The organism is Paraburkholderia edwinii (assembly GCF_019428685.1).
Lineage (GTDB): Bacteria > Pseudomonadota > Gammaproteobacteria > Burkholderiales > Burkholderiaceae > Paraburkholderia > Paraburkholderia edwinii.
This window is the reverse complement of sequence record NZ_CP080096.1, coordinates 2,902,619-2,920,849: the sequence shown is the minus strand read 5'-3', so window position 1 is coordinate 2,920,849 and position 18,231 is coordinate 2,902,619. Positions and strand designations below refer to the sequence as shown.

Below are 18,231 nucleotides of genomic sequence, written 5' to 3'. Positions count from 1 at the left end.
CCAGATGTGTAGCGATGCGGACGCGTTTATGAGGCAGCGCGCAATGTCTTGCTTCCGTGAACGCGTTCCGTGCGCGCCCACTTCAATGCAAAGCCGATTGGCAGGCCAAAGAGCAGCACCCAGCGAACCATATAGTAGACGAGCACGTTCGAGTCGAACAGAAAATACAGGAACGGCAGTGGCCATAACACGGCGGCAAGCGCGGTCCAGCGCCGCGCCGCGTTGCCGACCGCATTGACCACGACCAGAAGCCAGGCGGGAATCAGGAACGACAGCACAAAGCCCGGCAGGCCGAAATTCACCAGAAACTCGCCGGGCATTCCAAACAGAAGCGTCGTCTTTTCGAGCGTGCCGCGCTCGACCGCTTTCACGATATCGGTCTTTTCCTCGGCGAACGTGTCCGGCTTGTCTTGCCACACGGCGGTGGGAATGATCGACGCCAGTGCGCCAACGAAGCTTCGGCCCATCGCAAGCGTGTAGGCCGGCTTGCTGATCTCGTTGATTGCGACCGTTTGCACATCGAAGCGCGACAGATCCCGGAACAGAAACGCGCTCAAAGGCCCCATGCTCAGGTCCAGATCCCGTTGCTCCGCGAAGCGTTCGGGCAATTTCCCGAGTTCGGAGTAACCGAGGCCGAGCTTCAACGGGATGAGCAGGATGCCAGCCAGCAGGACACCGAATCCGAACAGGCGAGCCTTTGCGGCGCTGATCGGCTGAACGAAGCCGTGGTAAACGAACAGCGCGAAGACCAGCACGAATACGATGCCCTGGCGGCTGCCCGCTATGCCCGCGGAAAGCCACCCGAGAATACCGAGCTGCGCGAAGGCGAGCAACGTGAGAAGCCGGTTCCGGCGCCGGCGTACGGTCAGACAGACGAAAACCCACAGCGGCGACGTATTCGCAAATGCCTGAATGACACCGAGTCCGCGGAACGGGTCATATTCGGTACCGTTGCTTTCGAGACGGGTGTCGTACAACTGGGCGATATGTGAATATCCGCCGAGCTTTATATAGATAAATGCCAGAGCACAGAGCGATAGTGCCGCAAACAGATAAGCGAGCGGACCGGCTTGCGCGGTTCGGCCGGGTTTTGCCGGCCGTTCACTGAGTGCGTGGCTCTTTGCGTCGAGCATGACTTTAGTGAGCGTAATGCCGAAAATGCACAGCAAGTACCAAACGACGACCGGCGCGCTGTCTTGCGGATATAGCTTCAGGTAAATTTCGTCGCCGGCCAGCAATTGCCAAAGCGGAAAGATGCCGAAAAAGAAAAAGAGAAAAAGCCGGAACCATCGAACCGTTTGATTGCGTGGCCTGATCGCGAGGATCGCGACAATCAGCATGGCGTTCAACACGATGGTCAAAGCATGAGCGCGCTCCGTATAGAGGACGAAGAACGCGATTGCACAGAGTACGCCGCCGGCAAGCGTCGTTGTCAGCGGGCGAGCTCGCCGCTGCCGCGCGACGATGCGTTGGAGAGGAGTCATAGGCGGGCTGCGGGATGCGGCTAGAAGTGTTGATCGGCAGGCTGGGCGACGCGCCGGAGACGTTGCAGCGCAGCTTTAACGTACCGATTGAGATTGACTTCCACAAGTGAATAGCATGCGTACCCGACGATCAATGCAATCAGGCAAAGCAGGGCGATCGACATGACGGTATAGCGCTGGATGCCGAAATGCCGGATTACGAATCCCGCGGCCGCGAGCGCGAAGGGGTGCGAGAGATACAGCGAATACGACGCATCGCCGAGCGCGCAGGACGCTCGCACGATGGCGCTGCGCGAAATCGTGCGGATCGCGTGTTCGCTACCGGCTACGGCGCAGAAAATCTGCATGAACGGTATGCCGTAGGCCAGCACGCGGTTCACGCGTAGACCGAACCCGGTCAGACCGACGAGGGCAACGAGTCCTACCGTCAGCAGAAGCAGATTGCAGAGCGGGCGGCATGCCGTGCTGCGCAGATACAAATAGGCGCCGATGCCCATGACGAACTCGAGCAGCAATGGATCGGTAAGAAACCGGACCGTGAAATCGGTGGGGTTGGCGACCATGCCCGACACAACCAGCCCAAACATGGCGGCACTGATAAAGATCAGCCTGCCGCGAAGCGCAAAGCGCAGTGAAGCGGCGAACACGATGTAAAACCAGAATTCGTAGCTGAGCGTCCATCCGGTCTGGATCAAAAACTTGGCGCCGGTTGGAAAGAGCACGAATGAGCCGAACACGTCGGTCACTCCGCCGCTGCTGTTGACGAGCGCCGGATTGACGGCGTAAGCCGCCAGGGCGACAAGCGTGAGAGCCCAGTAAAGCGGAACGATCCGCAGAACTCTCGCTGAAAGGAACTCGCCCGCCGTCGTTCGTCTGCCCGCGGTGACGTGGCACATGATGAACCCGGAGATGATGAAGAACAGGTCCACGCCTGAGCCGCCCAATTCCCATACGCTGCCACTGCCGGAAAGTTGGCCCTGTTTGTGTACGGCGTGGCAAACCACAACCAGCACGGCCGCGATCGCCCGCAATATCTGAACAGAAAGCAGCATCTGTGAGCCCGAAGAAGTTCCTGGTGAGCGATTGGCGACATGACCTGAAGGTCCGGCGCAGCGCGATATTACGCATCCGAAGCCGAAACACGGCTTCGCGGCGCTTTTCGACCAGACGTTGTCGGCTCTGAACCAACTGTGCACAGCGCACCTGCCACGAGCGGGGTCGAAGAGTTGAATCGTTTTCCTGACTATCTCGCATCGGCTGCTTCGGGCCGCGTTACTAAAAATGCCAAAACGTGGTGCGGTTCGGCCAGGCCGCGGTCGGATCACCGCGCTTCAACTACGCTGCGCGGCAGTCGTGTGGAAATTGACGATAAGCCCGGCCATCGCGTACGGCACGGGACGAACTCACTGGATGCAATGGATTACTCATGCTCAACGTTACAAAGGCGGTCTTTCCCGTCGCGGGCCTCGGCACACGCTTTCTCCCGGCAACCAAGGCAAGCCCGAAGGAAATGCTGCCGATCGTCGACAAGCCGCTGATCCAGTACGCAGTGGAAGAAGCGATGGCAGCGGGCATCACGGAAATGATCTTCGTCACGGGCCGCAGCAAGCGCGCGATCGAAGATCACTTCGACAAGTCCTACGAGATCGAGGCGGAACTCGAAGCGCGCGGCAAGGCAAAGCTGCTCGAGCTCGTGCGCAGCATCAAGCCGAGCCATGTCGACTGCTTCTACGTGCGCCAGCCGGAAGCGCTCGGTCTCGGCCACGCGGTGCTGTGCGCCGAGAAGCTCGTCGGCGACAACCCGTTTGCCGTGATTCTCGCGGACGACCTGCTGTACGGCACGCCGCCCGTCATGCAGCAGATGATCGAGGTGTTCGACCACTATCACAGCTCGGTGATCGGCGTCGAAGAGATTCCGCGCGACGAAACGAAGTCGTACGGCATTGTCGACGGCAAGGAATGGGAAGACGCGATCATCAAGATGTCGGGCATCGTCGAAAAGCCGGCGCCCGATGTTGCGCCATCCAATCTCGGTGTGGTCGGCCGCTATGTGCTCAAGCCGCGCATCTTCGAACATATCCGTTCGCTGAAGCCGGGCGCAGGCGGCGAACTGCAGCTGACCGACGCGATCCAGTCGCTGCTCAACGACGAACAGGTGCTGGCGTACAAGTATCACGGCACGCGTTTCGACTGCGGCAGCAAGCTCGGCTATCTGAAGGCGACCGTCGAGTTCGCGCTGCGTCACCCGGAGCTCGCGAATGACTTTCGCGCGTATCTCGACGAGCGCGAGAACGTTGTCGCGACGATCGATTAGTGCGGGTGCCGGTGGCAGCGGAGATACGATGAACTCGAGCCGAAATGCCATGCGCGTAGGGCTTCGTCTGTGGGGTTTCTACGACTTCGAGGTCGAGGGCTGGCTTCACGATCTGCCCGGTTCCGGGGGACAGGCTTCGTGGGAAATCGCACGGCATCGTGACAGCACGGAGCTCGACATGGTGATCCATCTCGTCAGGGCGACCTCTGCGTCGTGCGGACCCTTCTGCTGGAACTGCGTCGGCGCCGATCGTGCGATGCAACGGTCGATCGGCGGCCCGGTAACGCACATCGCATTGTTCTTCGGCGACGTGAGTCGTTTGCCGGCGCATCGATCCGGTTTATGGATGCTTCTCGACGGATGCAGCGAAAGAGTTGCGCTGCATACCGTGGCGGAAAACGTCGTCATTCCAGTCGTTTCGTACGCCGGACAAGCGGCAAAAACGGCACAAGCGGCGGCACAAGCAGCGGCACAGGCGACACAACCGCCGCACGCGATGGAGCTGCTGAAGCGCGGATAAATGCTTTCCTGACTTTGGCCGCCATGCTTACCCCGTCCTCGGCTGGCCAAACGTTTTGCCCTTCATGGCGTTCTGCCTTGAAGGGCTTTTTTTTGTCGATGCCGGTAGCGCGACGTACGGAGAGCGGCAATTCGTGACGGCAAACGACCCACCTTTGCCGATTCCGCCAACCCCTTGTTCGCATCGGACGGAACCGAATCGGACGGCAATTGCCGCGAATATGATTCGCCTCGGAAAGCCGGGACGCAAGTAGCCGTGAACGGCGCGATGTAAAAGGGAATGCAATGCGAGAGACGGGCGATCAGATTTCGAAGGATGTTATCGGCGGTGGCGTGCGAGGGCCGCTGTCCACGCTTTCCCTATTGGCGGTTTCCGTCATGCTCGCATCGTGTGCGGTGGCGCCCGGTCAGAAGATGATCCAGCCCGCGACGATCGACGTTGCGCACGACGCACAAGGCGTGGCGCAAACCGCTCCGGTGCCGGTCATGAACATCGACACGACGCTGCTCGCGCAACAGCGTGCGCTCAGGGTTGAGGACGGCGAACGGATTGCCCGCGATCTCTCTACCGCGCCTGCGCCTTATCTGGTCGGGCCTGGGGACGTGTTGCAGATCACCGTTTGGGACCATCCCGAACTCGCGATCGCACAAGGCGCGCCGGGCCAGACCACCACGAGGGCTGCAGACCCGGTGCCTGGCTTTGTCGTGGACCAGGAGGGCAATCTCCAGTTTCCGTTTGCTGGCACGCTGCACGTAGCGGGACTCACGACGGCACAGATCAGGGAAAAGATTCAGGCAGCACTCGTCAAGCCGTTCGAGAAGCCGCAAGTCACGGTTCGTATCGCGTCGTTTCGTGCGAAGCAGGTCTTTATCGAAGGCGAGGTTCATACGCCCGGCGTACAGCCGTTGAACGATGTCCCGATGACGCTCTATGACGCGATCGGCAGGGCCGGCGGATTTGCCGCGACCGCCGATCAGAGCCGCCTGCTGCTCGTGCGGAACGGTAAGTCGTATCGGATCGATATGACCTCGATGTTCGAGAACGGGTTCGACCCGGCGCAGATCGTCTTGCGTAACGGCGATCTTTTGCGTGTGAAGGCGCGCGACGACAGCGGCGTGTACGTGATGGGCGAGGTGACGAAACCGTCCACCGCGTTGCCGATGCGTGACGGCAAGCTGACGCTGAGCGATGCGCTATCGCAAGCCGGCAGTTTCAACAGTGCATCGGCGGATCCGGCCCAGGTGTATGTGATCCGCGATTCAACGACGACACGTCCGCAGGTCTATCGCCTCGATGCGAAGTCGCCGGTCGCGATGGTGCTGGCGGATCAGTTTTCGCTCGCGCCTCACGACATTGTGTACGTCGACGGAAACGGCCTGGTCCGCTTCAGCCGCGTGCTGAACCTGCTATTGCCCGCGGTCAATGCGGGACTCACCGGGGTGATCGTCGGGAAATGATGAACAAGATTCTGGTGGTATGCGTGGGCAACATCTGCCGCAGCCCGATGGCCGAGTACGCACTGCGCAGCAGGCTCGACGGAATCGCGATTGCGTCGGCCGGTCTCGATGCGCTGGAGGGATACGCGGCCGATCCCGACGCGATCCGGGTGTCCGCGGAGCACGGGCTCGATATCACGCCGCATCGTGCACGCCGGGTCAACCAGGCGCTCGTCAACGAGGCCGAGTTGATCCTGACGATGGAAGTGACTCATATGCGCGAGCTCATGCGCCGGTATCCAACCTCTCATGGAAAAGTGTTTCGTCTGGGCGAGGCAGAAGATTTCGACGTGCCCGATCCCTATCGGAAGCCGATTGAACGGTTTCACGATTCGTTCGGTTTGATCGTTCGCGGCGTCGACGTATGGACTTCGCGTATCAAGGCGCTCGCTTAGACGGATGTCAAAAACAATGAGCAACATCATCGACAACACGACGGTCGACCTTGGCGAAGGCGATACCGACGTCATCCGGTACATGGATATCCTGATCGCCAGACGGTGGACCGTCGCCGCGATCCTCGCCGTCGTGTTGATTCTCGGCATGGCCTACGCGTTTCTCGCGCGGCCGCGCTACGAGGCCAACATCATGGTCCAGGTGGAAGAGGACAACCCGACGAGCGCGGGATCGTTGCTCAACGATGTGTCGTCACTGTTCGACGTGAAGACGCAGGCGGAAGGCGAGATTGAAATTCTCCAGTCGCGCGCGGTCGTCGACCAGGCCGTGCAGGATCTCAGGCTGTATATCGAGGCGGCACCGCGTTATTTCCCGGTGTTCGGCTGGCTGATCGCCCAGCACTCGAAAGGTCTGTCGACGCCGGGCCTGTTGGGTTTCGGCGGATTCTGCTGGGGCGTCGAGTCGATCAAGGTCGATACATTCGACGTACCTGTCGATCTTCAGGGCGAGCGATTCAAGCTCACGCTGCTCGATGGCGGCCGATTTCGCCTGACCGAATCGGACCTTGACGTGCCTATCGAAGGCCGTATCGGTCACATGGTGGTAGCCGATCAGAGCGTGGGCCAGATCCGCGTGATGGTGTCATCGGTCAGCGGCAAGCCCGGTTCGGCATTCACGCTGATCCGGAATTCGGAGCTCAAGACTTTAGCGGATCTGCAGAAGCAGTTGACCGTCGAGCAAAAAGGCAAGCAGAGCGACATCATCACAGCGTCGCTTCGGGGCAGCAATCCGGACAAGACGGCGAGCATACTCAACTCGATCGGGTCCGCGTATGTTGCGCAAAACATCAAGCGGAAATCTGCCGAAGCGGACAAGTCGGCCGCCTTCCTGGAAGGCCTGTTGCCGGGCCTGAAAAGCGATCTGGAAAAGGCCGAAAAGCGCTACAACGACTATCGCAACCGGCACGGCACCTACGACCTGGGACTCGAGGCGCAGGGTCTGCTGCAGGAAACCGTCGCATGGCAGACCACGTTGCTGACGCTTCAGCAAAAGCGCTCCGAGCTGACCAGCACGTTCTCGCCAGACTACCCGGCCGTGCGAGCGCTCGACCGTCAGATCGGCGACATGCAGCAACGGCTCAGAAGCGTCGATGGCCGCATGAAGCTTCTGCCGGATCTGGAGCAGGGCACGGTTGCCTTGCTGCGAGACGTGCAGGTCGATACCGATATCTACCTCGGGGCGCTGAGCAATCTTCAACAACTCAAGCTCGTCTCGGCGGGCAAGGTCGGAAACGTGCGGCTCGTCGATCATGCGCGCGTGCCGGAAGAGCCTGTGCAGCCGAAAAAGCCGCTCGTTATCGCGTTGTCGCTGATTGGCGGATTGATGCTCGGTATTTGTGGCGCATTCGGCCGCGAACACCTGTACGGCGGCGTGACCGATGCGCAGGATATCGAGCGATACGCACGGCTTAGCGTATACGGTGCGATTCCATACTCCCAGCAACAGCGTTCGCTCGACGAGGAGTTGCGCTCGCATCGGCGCGGTCTTTCTCTGCTGGCGAGCAGAAATCGCGCGGATCCGTCCATCGAGAGTTTGCGCAGCCTGCGAACTGCCTTGACGTTCGCGATGCTTGAAGCGCCGAACAACCGTCTGCTTCTGACCGGACCGGGTCCGGGCGTCGGCAAGTCGTTTGTCGCGTCCAATCTGGCGGCGATCATCGGCGGCTCCGACAAGCGCGTGCTGCTGGTGGACGCGGACATGCGACGCGGCCATCTGCACAAGTACTTCGGTATCGCCCGGGGTCGCGGTCTGTCGAACGTTCTGTCCGGCCAGGCTTCGCTCGACGAAGTCATCAATCGCGACGTGTCGACGGGGCTCGACCTTGTCACCACGGGCAGCATTCCGCCGAATCCGTCTGAACTCCTGATGAGCAAGGGCATGGTTCGACTGCTTGATCGGATCGGCGACATGTACGACCTCGTTGTCATCGATGCGCCGCCGGTGCTGGCGGTGGCCGACGCCAGCATTCTCGCGGGAAACATGGGAACCACGTTTCTTGTCGCCCGCTTCCAGAAAACGGTGATCGGCGAGCTGACCGAAAGCGCGAAACAGCTTGAGCGCGCAAATGCCTTGTTAAAGGGCGTGATTTTCAATGCGGTAGATGCGCGCGCTTTCGGCTATCGCTCGAAGTACGGCTCCTATCGATACATCGCCTATCGCTACGAGCGGGCAAAAACGGCTGAGTGAGCGCGGCCGGTTGTTCTGATTTTGGAAGCATCGTCAAGTCGTGAAAAGAAGCGGATCCGTGCGGCGCTGACGCTTGGCACGGCGCAAATACCTATAGCGGGGCGTGACATGAAAATCGTTCATGTAGTCGAGACCTGGATTGGCGGAATCGCGAGCTACGTGCGGGCATTGATGATCGAGCAGCGAAACCTCGGGCACGAGGTGATCCTGCTCTGCGATCCGATGAATCTCGCGCAGGTGGAGGTGGGTATCGCGGACGTGTCGGTGGTTCACTATCGATCGAGCCGGAATCCGCTGCTGTTTCCGGTGGTCGCCCGGCGGCTGAAGGCGCTGATCGATGACATCGGCGCGGACGTGATTCATTGCCACAGTACCTATCCGGGCGTTTACGTCCGCTTGAGCCGATATCGCGACACGGAGCGGGTGCTCTATACGCCGCACGCGTGGTCCTTCATGAAACGCGATACGCCGGCAGCCATGCGGCATCTCTTTGCAGGGGTCGAACGGGCCCTGTCCAAACGATGCACGCGGATCCTGTGCATGTCCTTCGACGAAGTGCGCGCCGCCCGACGCTACCGCATCCCGCTCGACAGAATCGATCTCGTGTACACCGGTATTTCCGCCGACATTGCGGTGGAGCGCGGTGCCGGGCATCCGGCGACACCGGATGCCGGCGTGTCGATTCAGGTCGGCTATTTCGGCAGGCTCGACTATCAGAAGGGATTCGACATTCTGCTTGGCGCCATCCCGCGTTTGAAGGACGGCCTGCGCGTGCATATCTTCGGCACGGCAGTCCGGGGAGGCGTGAATCTACGCGCCGATGATCCGCGTGTCACGTATCACGGCTGGGTAGGCCCCGAGGAGACCAGTCGAGCGATGAAGCAGATGGACGTCATCGTGGTGCCCTCGCGCTGGGAGGGCATGGCGCTCGTACCGATCGAGGCGATGCGGGCAGGGAAGGTGCTCGTTGTGTCCAATGAGGGCTCGTTGCCGGAGCAGGTCATTCATGGCTACAACGGCCTCATGTTGCGCGAGTTGACCAGCGAATGCCTGGCTGAACAGCTCAACGCATTGTCGCTCGAAGAATGCCGTCGGATGGGTGCCAATGCACGCCATGTATTCGATCACGCGTTTCACGCGGATCGCTTTTTCAGATCGATGATGAGCTGCTATGAAAGCGCATGACGTGTTTCTGCTGCACGCCTATAGCCCGAGAAACAGCGGCGACGGCTTGCTCGTGAAGTTGAGCCTCGAGGCCATTCGGGCTTCGGGCATTCACCAGCGCGTGACGGTTGTGTGCCTCGACAAGGCGGCGTTCGAGAACTATCTCGACGATCACGACGTCGAGCTGATCTCGCTGGTGGAGTTCGTTGTGAGGACAGCCGCCCGCGTGGTGTCGCGACGTCCGGCCATATTCTTCGGCGTCGGCGGCGGGTACCTGCGATCCGGACATCCTGCTGAAGGGTGGAAGGCCCTGATCGCGCATGGCACGCAGATTCTCTGTGCCGCGGCATGCGCGGGAAGCAGGACCATCTATCTGCCGCAAAGCGTGGGCCCGTTCAATGGTCTCGCCGGGTCGATTCTGAAACGGTTGGTTCAACGCCACGTCGGCACGATATTTCTGCGCGACGACAAGAGTATTCAGGAATTGCAGCACTGGCGCGGCATCAGGATCGGCGATCTCGTGGTGCTCGAGATCGCCAGACGGGTGCAGGTAACCGTCGTGCAACCTGCAATCGATCGGCAGAAGGTGTATTTCGTGTTTCGCGACCTGAGCGGCAAGCCGTACTCGGACGCTTATCTGCGCAATATCAAACGCCTTCGAGAGCTGATTCCAGACGCGGAATTTGTTTTGCAGAGCTCCGGCCGAGGCAATAGCGATGACGCGTTTTACCGTCGTGTCTTCGGTATCGAATGCCGCACCTCATTGCGGGAAGCTCTGCAACACCGTGACGCCGTCGTCGTTTCGGTGCGCCTGCACGGGAGCCTGGAAAGCGTGCTTGCCGGGGTGCCAAGCGTCCATCTTTCATACGAGCGAAAGGGCATCGCCGCGTATCGCGATCTGGGACTCGACGAATACGTCTTTCATGCCAGCGACTTCGATCCGGCTGCGATAGCGACGCTGGTCGAACAACTGCGAACCGTGCCGCACCTCTTCTGGAATGGCTTGAACGCGGCATCCGCGAACCGCTACAAGGAACTGCTGGAGTACATCAAGAATGAAACGCGACACTTCGATCACGCTTCTGATGGACGGAAATTTTTCGCGAGTCGGGACCGAGGTCTATAGCCCGCATATGGGCTTCGAGAAATTTGCGGCCCGTTTCACGCAGAGTTTCGACGAAGTGCGCATTGCTGCGCGGTCGTTTCCGGTAGACAGGGCGATCGGCACCCGTGTGACCGGCGAGCGCACATCGTTCCTCGATCTGGGCGCTAATCGGGGCGTCGCCGCGTTGCTGACCGGAATCCCTCGTCTTGTCGCGCGCGTCAGCCGGACAGTCGCGGACGCGGACGTCCTGCTGATTCGCTTTCCGGGCAATATCGCGTTGCTCGCGATGCTCATTTGCCGGTGGCGCGGCAAGCGGTTTTCGACCGAAATCGTGGCCGATCCCGCCGATTATTTTAGTGACGCGGCATCGCGGCATCCGCTGCGGCGGATTGCGCGTGCGGTGCATTGCTGGGCGACGCGGTATGCCGCAACGCACGCCGAGACCGTTCGCTACGTGACCGACTACACGCTGCAGCTCGCCTATCCGGCGCATCACATGCGATCCGTGTTCGGCTTCAGCGACGTCTATCTGCCCGATTCGATGTTCGATCAGCGGGAAGAGCGGGCAAAGGATCCGCAAGACAGCTTCGGGATCGTCAACGTGGCGATGATGCACAACGAAAGCAAAGGCCATACGGTACTGATTTACGCCATAGCCCGGCTTCGTGCGCGCGGACTGAACGTGCATGCAACGCTGATTGGCGATGGCCTGCTGCGGGAGAAGTTCGTCAGGGAAGCGGAACAGGCCGGCGTTGCTGGCGCGGTGCACTTCGCGGGGTCGATGGGTGGCGATGAAGTACGAGCGGCGGTCGCGCGGCATGCGCTGTTTGTGTTGCCGTCCTTTCAGGAGGGCATGCCACGCGCCATGCTTGAAGCGATGGCACTCGGCGTACCGGTCATTGCGACGAAAGTCGGTGGCATTGCCGAGGTGCTTGAGCTTAAAGAACTCGTCGCGCCCGGCGACGTTGCGGGCCTGTGCGACCGCATCGAACGTATCGTGAAGGACCCGGCGTTCCGCAGAAACGAGGCGCAACGGCATCGTTCGATCGCACAAAGGTTCCGGTTTTCGACGCTACAGTCGCACTATCTGACCTACTGCGCGGAACTGAAAGCGAGGAGCCTCACGTGAAGAAGGACTTCCTTTACGTGGTGTTGGCTTCCGCGCTGCCCGCACTCGGTAACTTCGTGGCCGTTGCATTGGCATTGCGTCATCTGGACCCGGATTGGCTCGGGCGATCGTACGCGTTGCTCGCGTTTTTCTATATCGCCATCGATCTTTTCAATTTCGGTTCCCCGCGCATTTTCACGATCAATCGGGTCCGTTCAAAAGTCCCGACGCTGATCTTTCTCGATGTGGCGAGCGCGGTGGGTTCGACGATCGTTTTTGCGTCGATCACGCCTTTCATCGCGCAAAAGGGCCTGGTTGCCCAACCGCTTTTCGCGTGCAGTCTGCTGATCGCGCCGGCATGCTTCGGGCTCTCGCATTTTTCGCTCGGGGTGCTGCGGCTTTATGGGCGTAGTGGCGTCGTCTGTGCGGTGTCGACCGTGTCGGCGCTAAGCCGCGTCGCGGTGGTGTGGCTGGTCGTCGCGAGAGCCGATCTTCAGCCGATGCTTCCCGACCTCTTGCTGATGGTGGAAGCCGCATACGGCGCGATGCTCCTGCTGATTTATCTGATTACCCTTAGTTCCGGCAATACGCGCGTGGACGAATTCGAAGTGTCGACTTCCGGCGCCGGGAAATTCAATCCATGGACTTTCCGCTACCTTGATTTTCTCAAGGAACATCGCAAGGAGATACTGGGAAGCTGGTATTCGAACGCAGTCTTTTCCGGCGCCAAGCATGCGGACATCATGCTCGTCACACTGGTGTTAGGACCGTCGGCCGCGGCACTGTACCGTGGCGTTAAGAGCGTCCACAATCTCGCGTTCAATAGCGGCCAGGCGTTCGCGCTGGTCGTTGCGAACAGGCTCGGCCGTGCGATGTTGTCGTTGCAAAAGGTGCGATGCGCGCCGGTCGCGATGGCAGCCGTTGCCGGCGTTGCACTGGTCGGGTCGATCAGCTGGGCCGCGTTGCGGGTTCATCTGTTTCCCACGGCTTCGTTAGGTGAGCCGGTTCGTCAATTCGCTTTCATGTTCGCTGCGTTTCTCGGCGCGGGCGTGATCTTCGTTTGCAGAATCTACTCGCTGCATGTTTTCTCAATCGATCAGCGGTCGTTTGTCAGATTGTCCTCGCTCGAGGCCGGTGCGTCGCTGATGCTCGTCACCTTGCTGTCCTACGGGCTCGGACTGGTCGGTGCGACTCTGGGGCCCGTGCTAGGCGGAGCGCTTGTGCTCGGCCTGTCGGCCCGGCTAAGCACCAAACCTGTTGCGGCCTCCGTCTGAATCCCGATTCGATACAGAGATGAACGATGGAACGGCGAAGATTGCTTGAAGCGGCGGCCGCGGCTTCGTTAGCCGCGCTGCCGGGTGGGCATGCGCTCGCCGCGGCGGCGGCTCGGCAGCAGCCGGCGGCGCCGGTATCGAGGAAATACGTGTTCGCGCATTACATGGTCGCGTGGCCAAGAGGCGGCCCGCACGCGGTGCTTGCAGACTATGTGGCGGAGATACGCGACGCCATCGCGCGCGGGATCGACGGCTTCGCGCTCAATTGCGGCGGCTGGCACGTGAGCGAGCCGCAGTACAAACAGCGGGCGCTGCTTCTATACGAGGCGGCTAAAAGTTTCTCAGGCCGTTTCAAGCTATTCGTCTCCGTCGACGGAAACGCGCAGAACGAACTCGACGACATCGTCGCGACGACACGCGGTCTGGATGCGCAGCTGATGCAGGACGGCAAGCCGGTGTTGTCCGCGTACGCACTCGGTGGGAGGGACCTCGCGCGATGCGAGGCGCTGATTCGTCAGGCTCGTCAGCTTAACGTATGGTTCATGCCGCATTTTTCGCCGAGCAGGGGAGAAGCGGTGATTGGGCCGGAGCAGGCCGCAGAGATTGCAAAGCGGGCGGAGTTCGCCGACGGATACTTCTTCTTCGGCGCGGCGGCATTGCCCGACGCGCTGGCTCGTTCGATCAGGCTGCTCGCTGTTGCGCTCAAGCGCGACAGGAAGGCGTTTATGGCGCCCGTTACGCCTTATTATCGGGGCCTCGCGTCAGGCACCAACTACCGCGCGTTCGAAACGAATGGCTTCAACGGCATGGCGGACGAATGGCAGGCCGCCATTGACGCCGACGTGGACTGGGTGCAGATCGTGACGTGGAACGACTGGGCCGAGTCGACTTACGTTGCGCCCATCGGCTCGACGTCCGGCGCGCTCGTGTACAACGAGCGGTTTGGCATTCTGTTGAATCACACCGGCTATCTCGATGCAAGCCGCTATTTCATCGACTGGTTCAAATCGGGCGTTAAGCCTGCCATCCATCGTGACGAGCTATTTTATTTCTACCGGCTGCATCCGGTCGGTCTACAGACGAACCTGATCGATGCAATCTCCAGTCGCGCCGCATTCCCGCCGCGCAGCACCGGGCGATTGACGTCTTATATCCACGTTACGGCGTTTGTCACGCAGGACGCCACGCTGCAAGTGACGTGCGGATCGAGTCGCTGGGAGTTGCCGTTGCAGGCAGGTGTCAACGAAGCCGCGTTTCCGTGGACGCCGGGGCGGCCACGCTTTGTTCTGGTCAGAAATGGTCAAACGGTTATGCAGAAGGTGGGGGAGGAGACCATCACGCGCAACGACTATAGCGGCGCGTTCAACTACTTCAGCGGAAGCATGAAAGGATGAGTGACGTACGGGCGATTGCTTGTGGCGCTGCGCAATAGGGAATGTGAGCTACGAGGGATTTGTTTTGATCCGCCAATCGTGGAGAGCGATCGGCCGTCTGTATTGAACGGTCGCCGCAGGACTTTACGATGTTGTACTTCGAAAGCGGGTCCCGTTTGCGGCAGAGGAGCATGACATGGAGTACGCAGTCGATTCAATCGGTCAGGCGATGCGTCCTGCACCTGGTGCACGCGTGATAAGCGTGCCGCGCCCGCAGCGAATTGCGTTTGTATTGCTGAGTGGTTTTTCGCTGATGGTTCTCGGTCGTCTGGTCGAGACCTTTGACGTTGCTAATCGACGTCCCGGAACTGGCGATCGCGCTGACGATTCTTGTGAACTGCTGTTTCTTTCCTCCTACGGTGGCGCGATTCGATCTTCGTCAGGCGCGCTGATCTGGTCGGATTCGGTCGAGACGCGCCACGGCGGCAGCATTCATTCAGTCTTTGTTCTAGGCGGAAATGATGAGGTCGCGGGTCGGGATGAGCGGCTGCTTGCATGGCTGCGTCGTGCATGTAGACAGACCGTCGTCGTTCAGGCAGCCGGTGGTGGTCGCCGAGTCCTCGAGCAGGCCGGGCTTCATTGCAACAATGCTGCTGATGTGAATTCGGTCGGCGACGATGCGATTTCGGCGGAACACAGTCGGCCGCGATGCTGATCTCGCATACCCCCCGCATCTATGCCACTGTGAACTGCGCCATCATGCCGGAGTCTTCATGCTCGAGGATGTGGCAGTGCGCCATATAGGGCGCGTCGGCGGTCGCCGGGTAAGGAAAGCTCAGCAGCAACTCGCTGACGCCGGCATTCGTGATCGGCGCGATGTCCTTCCACCCGGCGCGATGGGGCTGCGGCGGCCGTCCGTTCTCCGACAGGATGCGGAACTGGCAGCCATGAATGTGTACCGGATGCAGCATCTTGTCGTCGCCTTCGGAAACCCACCAACGCAGCATGTTGTCGCGGGCGGCAGTGAAGCCCGGCTCCTTCAGTGCGAAGGGCTTGCCATTGACGCCATTGAGGGCGAGCTGCTCGGCAATCGGCAAGGCCGGCTCGCCCTCGATCAGCCGCGTAACGCGGGCGACGACCTCCGGTGCGATGGGGCGAGGCGGCGCGATGCCCATCGGCAGCCCGGCTTTCATCAGCGGCATCATGCCGGCCTGGTCGTGGAACATGTTCATGACCAGCGCCTGGCTGACCGCGGGCGGCTCTGCCGGCAATGAAGGTAATTTCGCCAGCACGTCGGGAAGCTTGCCCTTTCCCTCCGTACCCACAGGCCGGATTGTCAGCAGGCGCACCGGCTTGTCGTAGGGCGGCAGCCGCATGATGGCGTTGTCCCCCGGCTGCGTGACAAGATCGAAGGACTTGCCCGAGCGGCAATCCACCATCAGTTCGAAGCGCTCGCCCGCGTGCAGGGTGACTTCCTTGAGCTCCACCGGGCGCTCCAGCAGCCCGCCGTCGGAGCCGATGACGAAGAGCGAGCGGCCGTCCGAGGCGCTTAACCTGTAGCTGCGGGCATTGGACCCGTCGAGCACGCGTAGACGCACCCAGCCGCGCGCGGTGCGTACCTCGGGATACACCGCGCCGTTGACCAACGGCAGCGTGCCGACATAGCCGTTGATTGCCGTCACGATGTTTATCGCATCGAAGAAGGTGCCGTCGCTGCGGAAGCGACGATCCTGGATGATCAGCGGAATGTCGTCGATGCCCCAGCGCGACGGCAGCGCCAGCCGGTCCGCCTCCTCGTCGTCGATGATCAGCAGGCCTGCCAGGCCCTTGGTCACCTGCGCCGCGGTGGTCGGATAGGCATGCGGATGGAACCAGAGCGTGGCGGCCGGCTGATCGATCGGCAGCGTCGGCCGCCAGCGCCCGCCGGGTGCCACGGGATGGTGCGGGCCCCCATCGACATCGCCTGGGATGATCAATCCGTGCCAATGCACGGTCGTCGGCTCGGACAGGTGGTTGGTGAAGTCGATCGTCACGGTCCGACCGCGCCGCACACGCAACGCGGGCCCGAGGAAGGCGCCGCTATAGCCGTAGGTCGGTGTGTTGCGGTCGGGCAGGAAGCGTCGGCTGGCGCTGCGGGCGTCGAAGGCGATCACGCCCTGCGCGTCTGGCTTGCGTTCCGGCGGAACCGGAAGGCTAACCCGCGCATCGCTGGCCCAGACGGGACGCGCTGCCAGTGCACCGAGCGCCGCAGTCGTCAGGAGCGCCTGACGGCGCGACATGCACTTCATGGCGATTCCAGAGAAAAGCCGACATTCGAAGTCTAGGACATCTCGTTCGGAGCGGAAATGACATCGGCGATTCAGCGGGTCGACTCCGTGTGTCGAAGCGAACGGTGTTGACCGCGTGAATGTGCGCCGTGCACACGTCGCGCTCGGTCGACGCGTGGTCCTAAAAGCGTGGGGAAAGCAGACTGGCGGGATTGCGGCGCACGCGCTCCATTTCGAACGCGCGCAGACGGTCGATGTCGTCTACGTTTGCCTCGTGATGGGCTTGTACCATTTCGGCTGGCGCGGCCCCTGTCGATGGCGCCATAAATCGGAATGCGGGACGCAGAGTGACGACAAGTCTTGCGATGCTCATCATGACGGTCTCCAAAGCGAACTGGAAGTACGCGAGCCGCATTGAAGCGGTGAAATCGCCACGCACTGCTCGCATCACACGAACCGATTGTCGGTCGCGACAATGAGCAGGAAATGAGCGGATGACGAACTCCTGCATCCGCCTATCAATCACCGCTTGGGCCGTCTGCGGAAATACACACGAAGTAAGCCGTTTGTCAGCCATTTTGCTGCGGATTTTAGGGTCTCTGTATAACGGGACCGATCCGACGCGGGCGCCGGCAGACTTATTGTCGACGTGCTAATCTCGCACGGTTTCGATACTTGACAGGGCAAAACGGACAATGGACGCCATTGAAGCGAACATCTCACAGCGCCCGGTCTTTGTGCTCGCCGAGCGGCACGACGCGTTGGACAAGCCGTGGAACGCGGAGCGCCGTGCGCAATTCGTGCACGTCAGCGAAGGGGTGCTGACCGTGCGTACCGACAGCGGTCTGTGGGTGGTGCCGCCGCATCACGCGGTATGGCTGTTGCCGGGGGCATTGCATCGGGCGACTTCGCTGAATCCGGTCGTGACGCGCACGCTGTACGCGGATACCGAGGCGATCCCTGTTCCGGCGGAAAACGGCGTCGTGTCGGTCGACCCGCTTGTCGACGAATTGCTGCTCGCGGCCACGGAATTCGGCGAGGAGTATCCGCCCGACGGCCCCGAAGCGCGCCTGATCGACGTGATTGTCGACCGTCTGCCGCTGCTCGCGGCCGCGCCGCTTTCGCTGCAATACCCGCGCGACCGGCGAATTCTGCGCATCGCCGATGCGTTGAGCGCCCATCCCGCTCAATCGGGCGTGCTCGACGAACTCGCCGCCCAGGCAGGCGTCACCGCGCGCACGGCCGCGCGGCTTTTCGTCAAGGAAACGGGGCTGACGTTCGGGCAATGGCGGCAGCAATTGCGTTTGCTGATTGCGCTCGAGCGGCTCGGCGCCGGTGCGAGCGTGACGCGCGTGGCGCTTGACGTCGGGTACAACGACGTGTCGTCGTTTATCGCGGTGTTCAAGGATTCGCTGGGGGAGACGCCGGCGAGGTATTTTCGGTGAAGCGCTTCGCGGGCACAGCACACGTCGCTGCCTCAACT

Annotated in this window: 16 protein-coding genes; 12 read left to right on the top strand and 4 right to left on the bottom strand. The window is 61.1% G+C overall.

Annotated features, from left to right (window positions below; genetic code table 11):
- Positions 1-26: 26 nt before the first annotated feature.
- Together KZJ38_RS34375 and KZJ38_RS34370 are read right to left on the bottom strand one after the other, a co-directional pair.
- On the bottom strand, positions 27-1,484 hold the full coding sequence (locus tag KZJ38_RS34375) for a hypothetical protein (protein WP_219801470.1): 1,458 nt from the start codon (positions 1,482-1,484) through the stop codon (positions 27-29).
- A 20-nt stretch (positions 1,485-1,504) separates the two neighbouring features.
- A complete protein-coding gene (locus KZJ38_RS34370; protein ID WP_219801469.1) occupies positions 1,505-2,536 on the bottom strand; it encodes an acyltransferase family protein in 1,032 nt (343 codons plus the stop codon).
- Positions 2,537-2,910: 374 nt separating this feature from the next.
- Between KZJ38_RS34370 and galU the strand changes: the two genes are divergently transcribed.
- From galU to KZJ38_RS34315, 11 genes are all read left to right on the top strand, one after another.
- Positions 2,911-3,798, top strand: coding sequence for a UTP--glucose-1-phosphate uridylyltransferase GalU (gene galU / locus KZJ38_RS34365; RefSeq protein WP_219801468.1), 888 nt, complete (start codon positions 2,911-2,913; stop codon positions 3,796-3,798).
- A gap of 28 nt (positions 3,799-3,826) precedes the next feature.
- Entirely contained in the window at positions 3,827-4,318 is a 492-nt protein-coding gene (locus KZJ38_RS34360) for a hypothetical protein (RefSeq protein WP_219801467.1), read from the top strand.
- Between the two features lie 377 nt (positions 4,319-4,695).
- Entirely contained in the window at positions 4,696-5,775 is a 1,080-nt protein-coding gene (locus tag KZJ38_RS34355; RefSeq protein WP_246641916.1) for a polysaccharide biosynthesis/export family protein, read from the top strand.
- The gene (locus KZJ38_RS34350; protein ID WP_219801465.1) at positions 5,772-6,209 is read left to right on the top strand and encodes a low molecular weight protein-tyrosine-phosphatase; all 438 of its coding nucleotides are present in this window, start codon (positions 5,772-5,774) and stop codon (positions 6,207-6,209) included. The genes KZJ38_RS34355 and KZJ38_RS34350 overlap by 4 nt, the downstream gene beginning before the upstream one ends.
- A 16-nt stretch (positions 6,210-6,225) precedes the next feature.
- Positions 6,226-8,457, top strand: coding sequence for a polysaccharide biosynthesis tyrosine autokinase (locus KZJ38_RS34345; protein ID WP_219801464.1), 2,232 nt, complete (start codon positions 6,226-6,228; stop codon positions 8,455-8,457).
- Positions 8,458-8,565: 108 nt separating this feature from the next.
- A complete protein-coding gene (locus KZJ38_RS34340; RefSeq protein WP_219801463.1) occupies positions 8,566-9,642 on the top strand; it encodes a glycosyltransferase family 4 protein in 1,077 nt (358 codons plus the stop codon).
- A gap of 1 nt (position 9,643) precedes the next feature.
- Positions 9,644-10,747, top strand: a complete 1,104-nt coding sequence (locus KZJ38_RS34335) for a polysaccharide pyruvyl transferase family protein (RefSeq protein ID WP_246641915.1) — start codon at positions 9,644-9,646, stop codon at positions 10,745-10,747.
- Positions 10,677-11,855 carry a glycosyltransferase gene (locus KZJ38_RS34330; protein WP_246641914.1) on the top strand — a complete coding sequence of 393 codons (1,179 nt, stop codon included), beginning with the start codon at positions 10,677-10,679 and terminating at the stop codon, positions 11,853-11,855. The genes KZJ38_RS34335 and KZJ38_RS34330 overlap by 71 nt, the downstream gene beginning before the upstream one ends.
- Positions 11,852-13,108 carry a hypothetical protein gene (locus tag KZJ38_RS34325; protein ID WP_219801461.1) on the top strand — a complete coding sequence of 419 codons (1,257 nt, stop codon included), beginning with the start codon at positions 11,852-11,854 and terminating at the stop codon, positions 13,106-13,108. The genes KZJ38_RS34330 and KZJ38_RS34325 overlap by 4 nt, the downstream gene beginning before the upstream one ends.
- Before the next feature lie 26 nt (positions 13,109-13,134).
- Complete coding sequence (locus tag KZJ38_RS34320) at positions 13,135-14,502, top strand: endo-1,3-alpha-glucanase family glycosylhydrolase (RefSeq protein WP_219801460.1); 1,368 nt, start codon at positions 13,135-13,137, stop codon at positions 14,500-14,502.
- A gap of 175 nt (positions 14,503-14,677) precedes the next feature.
- On the top strand, positions 14,678-15,196 hold the full coding sequence (locus KZJ38_RS34315) for a type 1 glutamine amidotransferase family protein (RefSeq protein ID WP_219801459.1): 519 nt from the start codon (positions 14,678-14,680) through the stop codon (positions 15,194-15,196).
- Between the two features lie 19 nt (positions 15,197-15,215).
- On the opposite strand, the gene cueO is transcribed toward KZJ38_RS34315, so the two are convergent.
- Positions 15,216-16,769, bottom strand: coding sequence for a multicopper oxidase CueO (gene cueO, locus KZJ38_RS34310; RefSeq protein ID WP_219801458.1), 1,554 nt, complete (start codon positions 16,767-16,769; stop codon positions 15,216-15,218).
- A gap of 160 nt (positions 16,770-16,929) precedes the next feature.
- Positions 16,930-17,259 (bottom strand): hypothetical protein, encoded by a 330-nt coding sequence (locus KZJ38_RS34305; RefSeq protein ID WP_219801457.1) that lies wholly within the window; start codon positions 17,257-17,259, stop codon positions 16,930-16,932.
- A 184-nt stretch (positions 17,260-17,443) separates the two neighbouring features.
- Between KZJ38_RS34305 and KZJ38_RS34300 the strand changes: the two genes are divergently transcribed.
- A complete protein-coding gene (locus KZJ38_RS34300) occupies positions 17,444-18,193 on the top strand; it encodes an AraC family transcriptional regulator (protein WP_219801456.1) in 750 nt (249 codons plus the stop codon).
- Positions 18,194-18,231 lie beyond the last annotated feature (38 nt).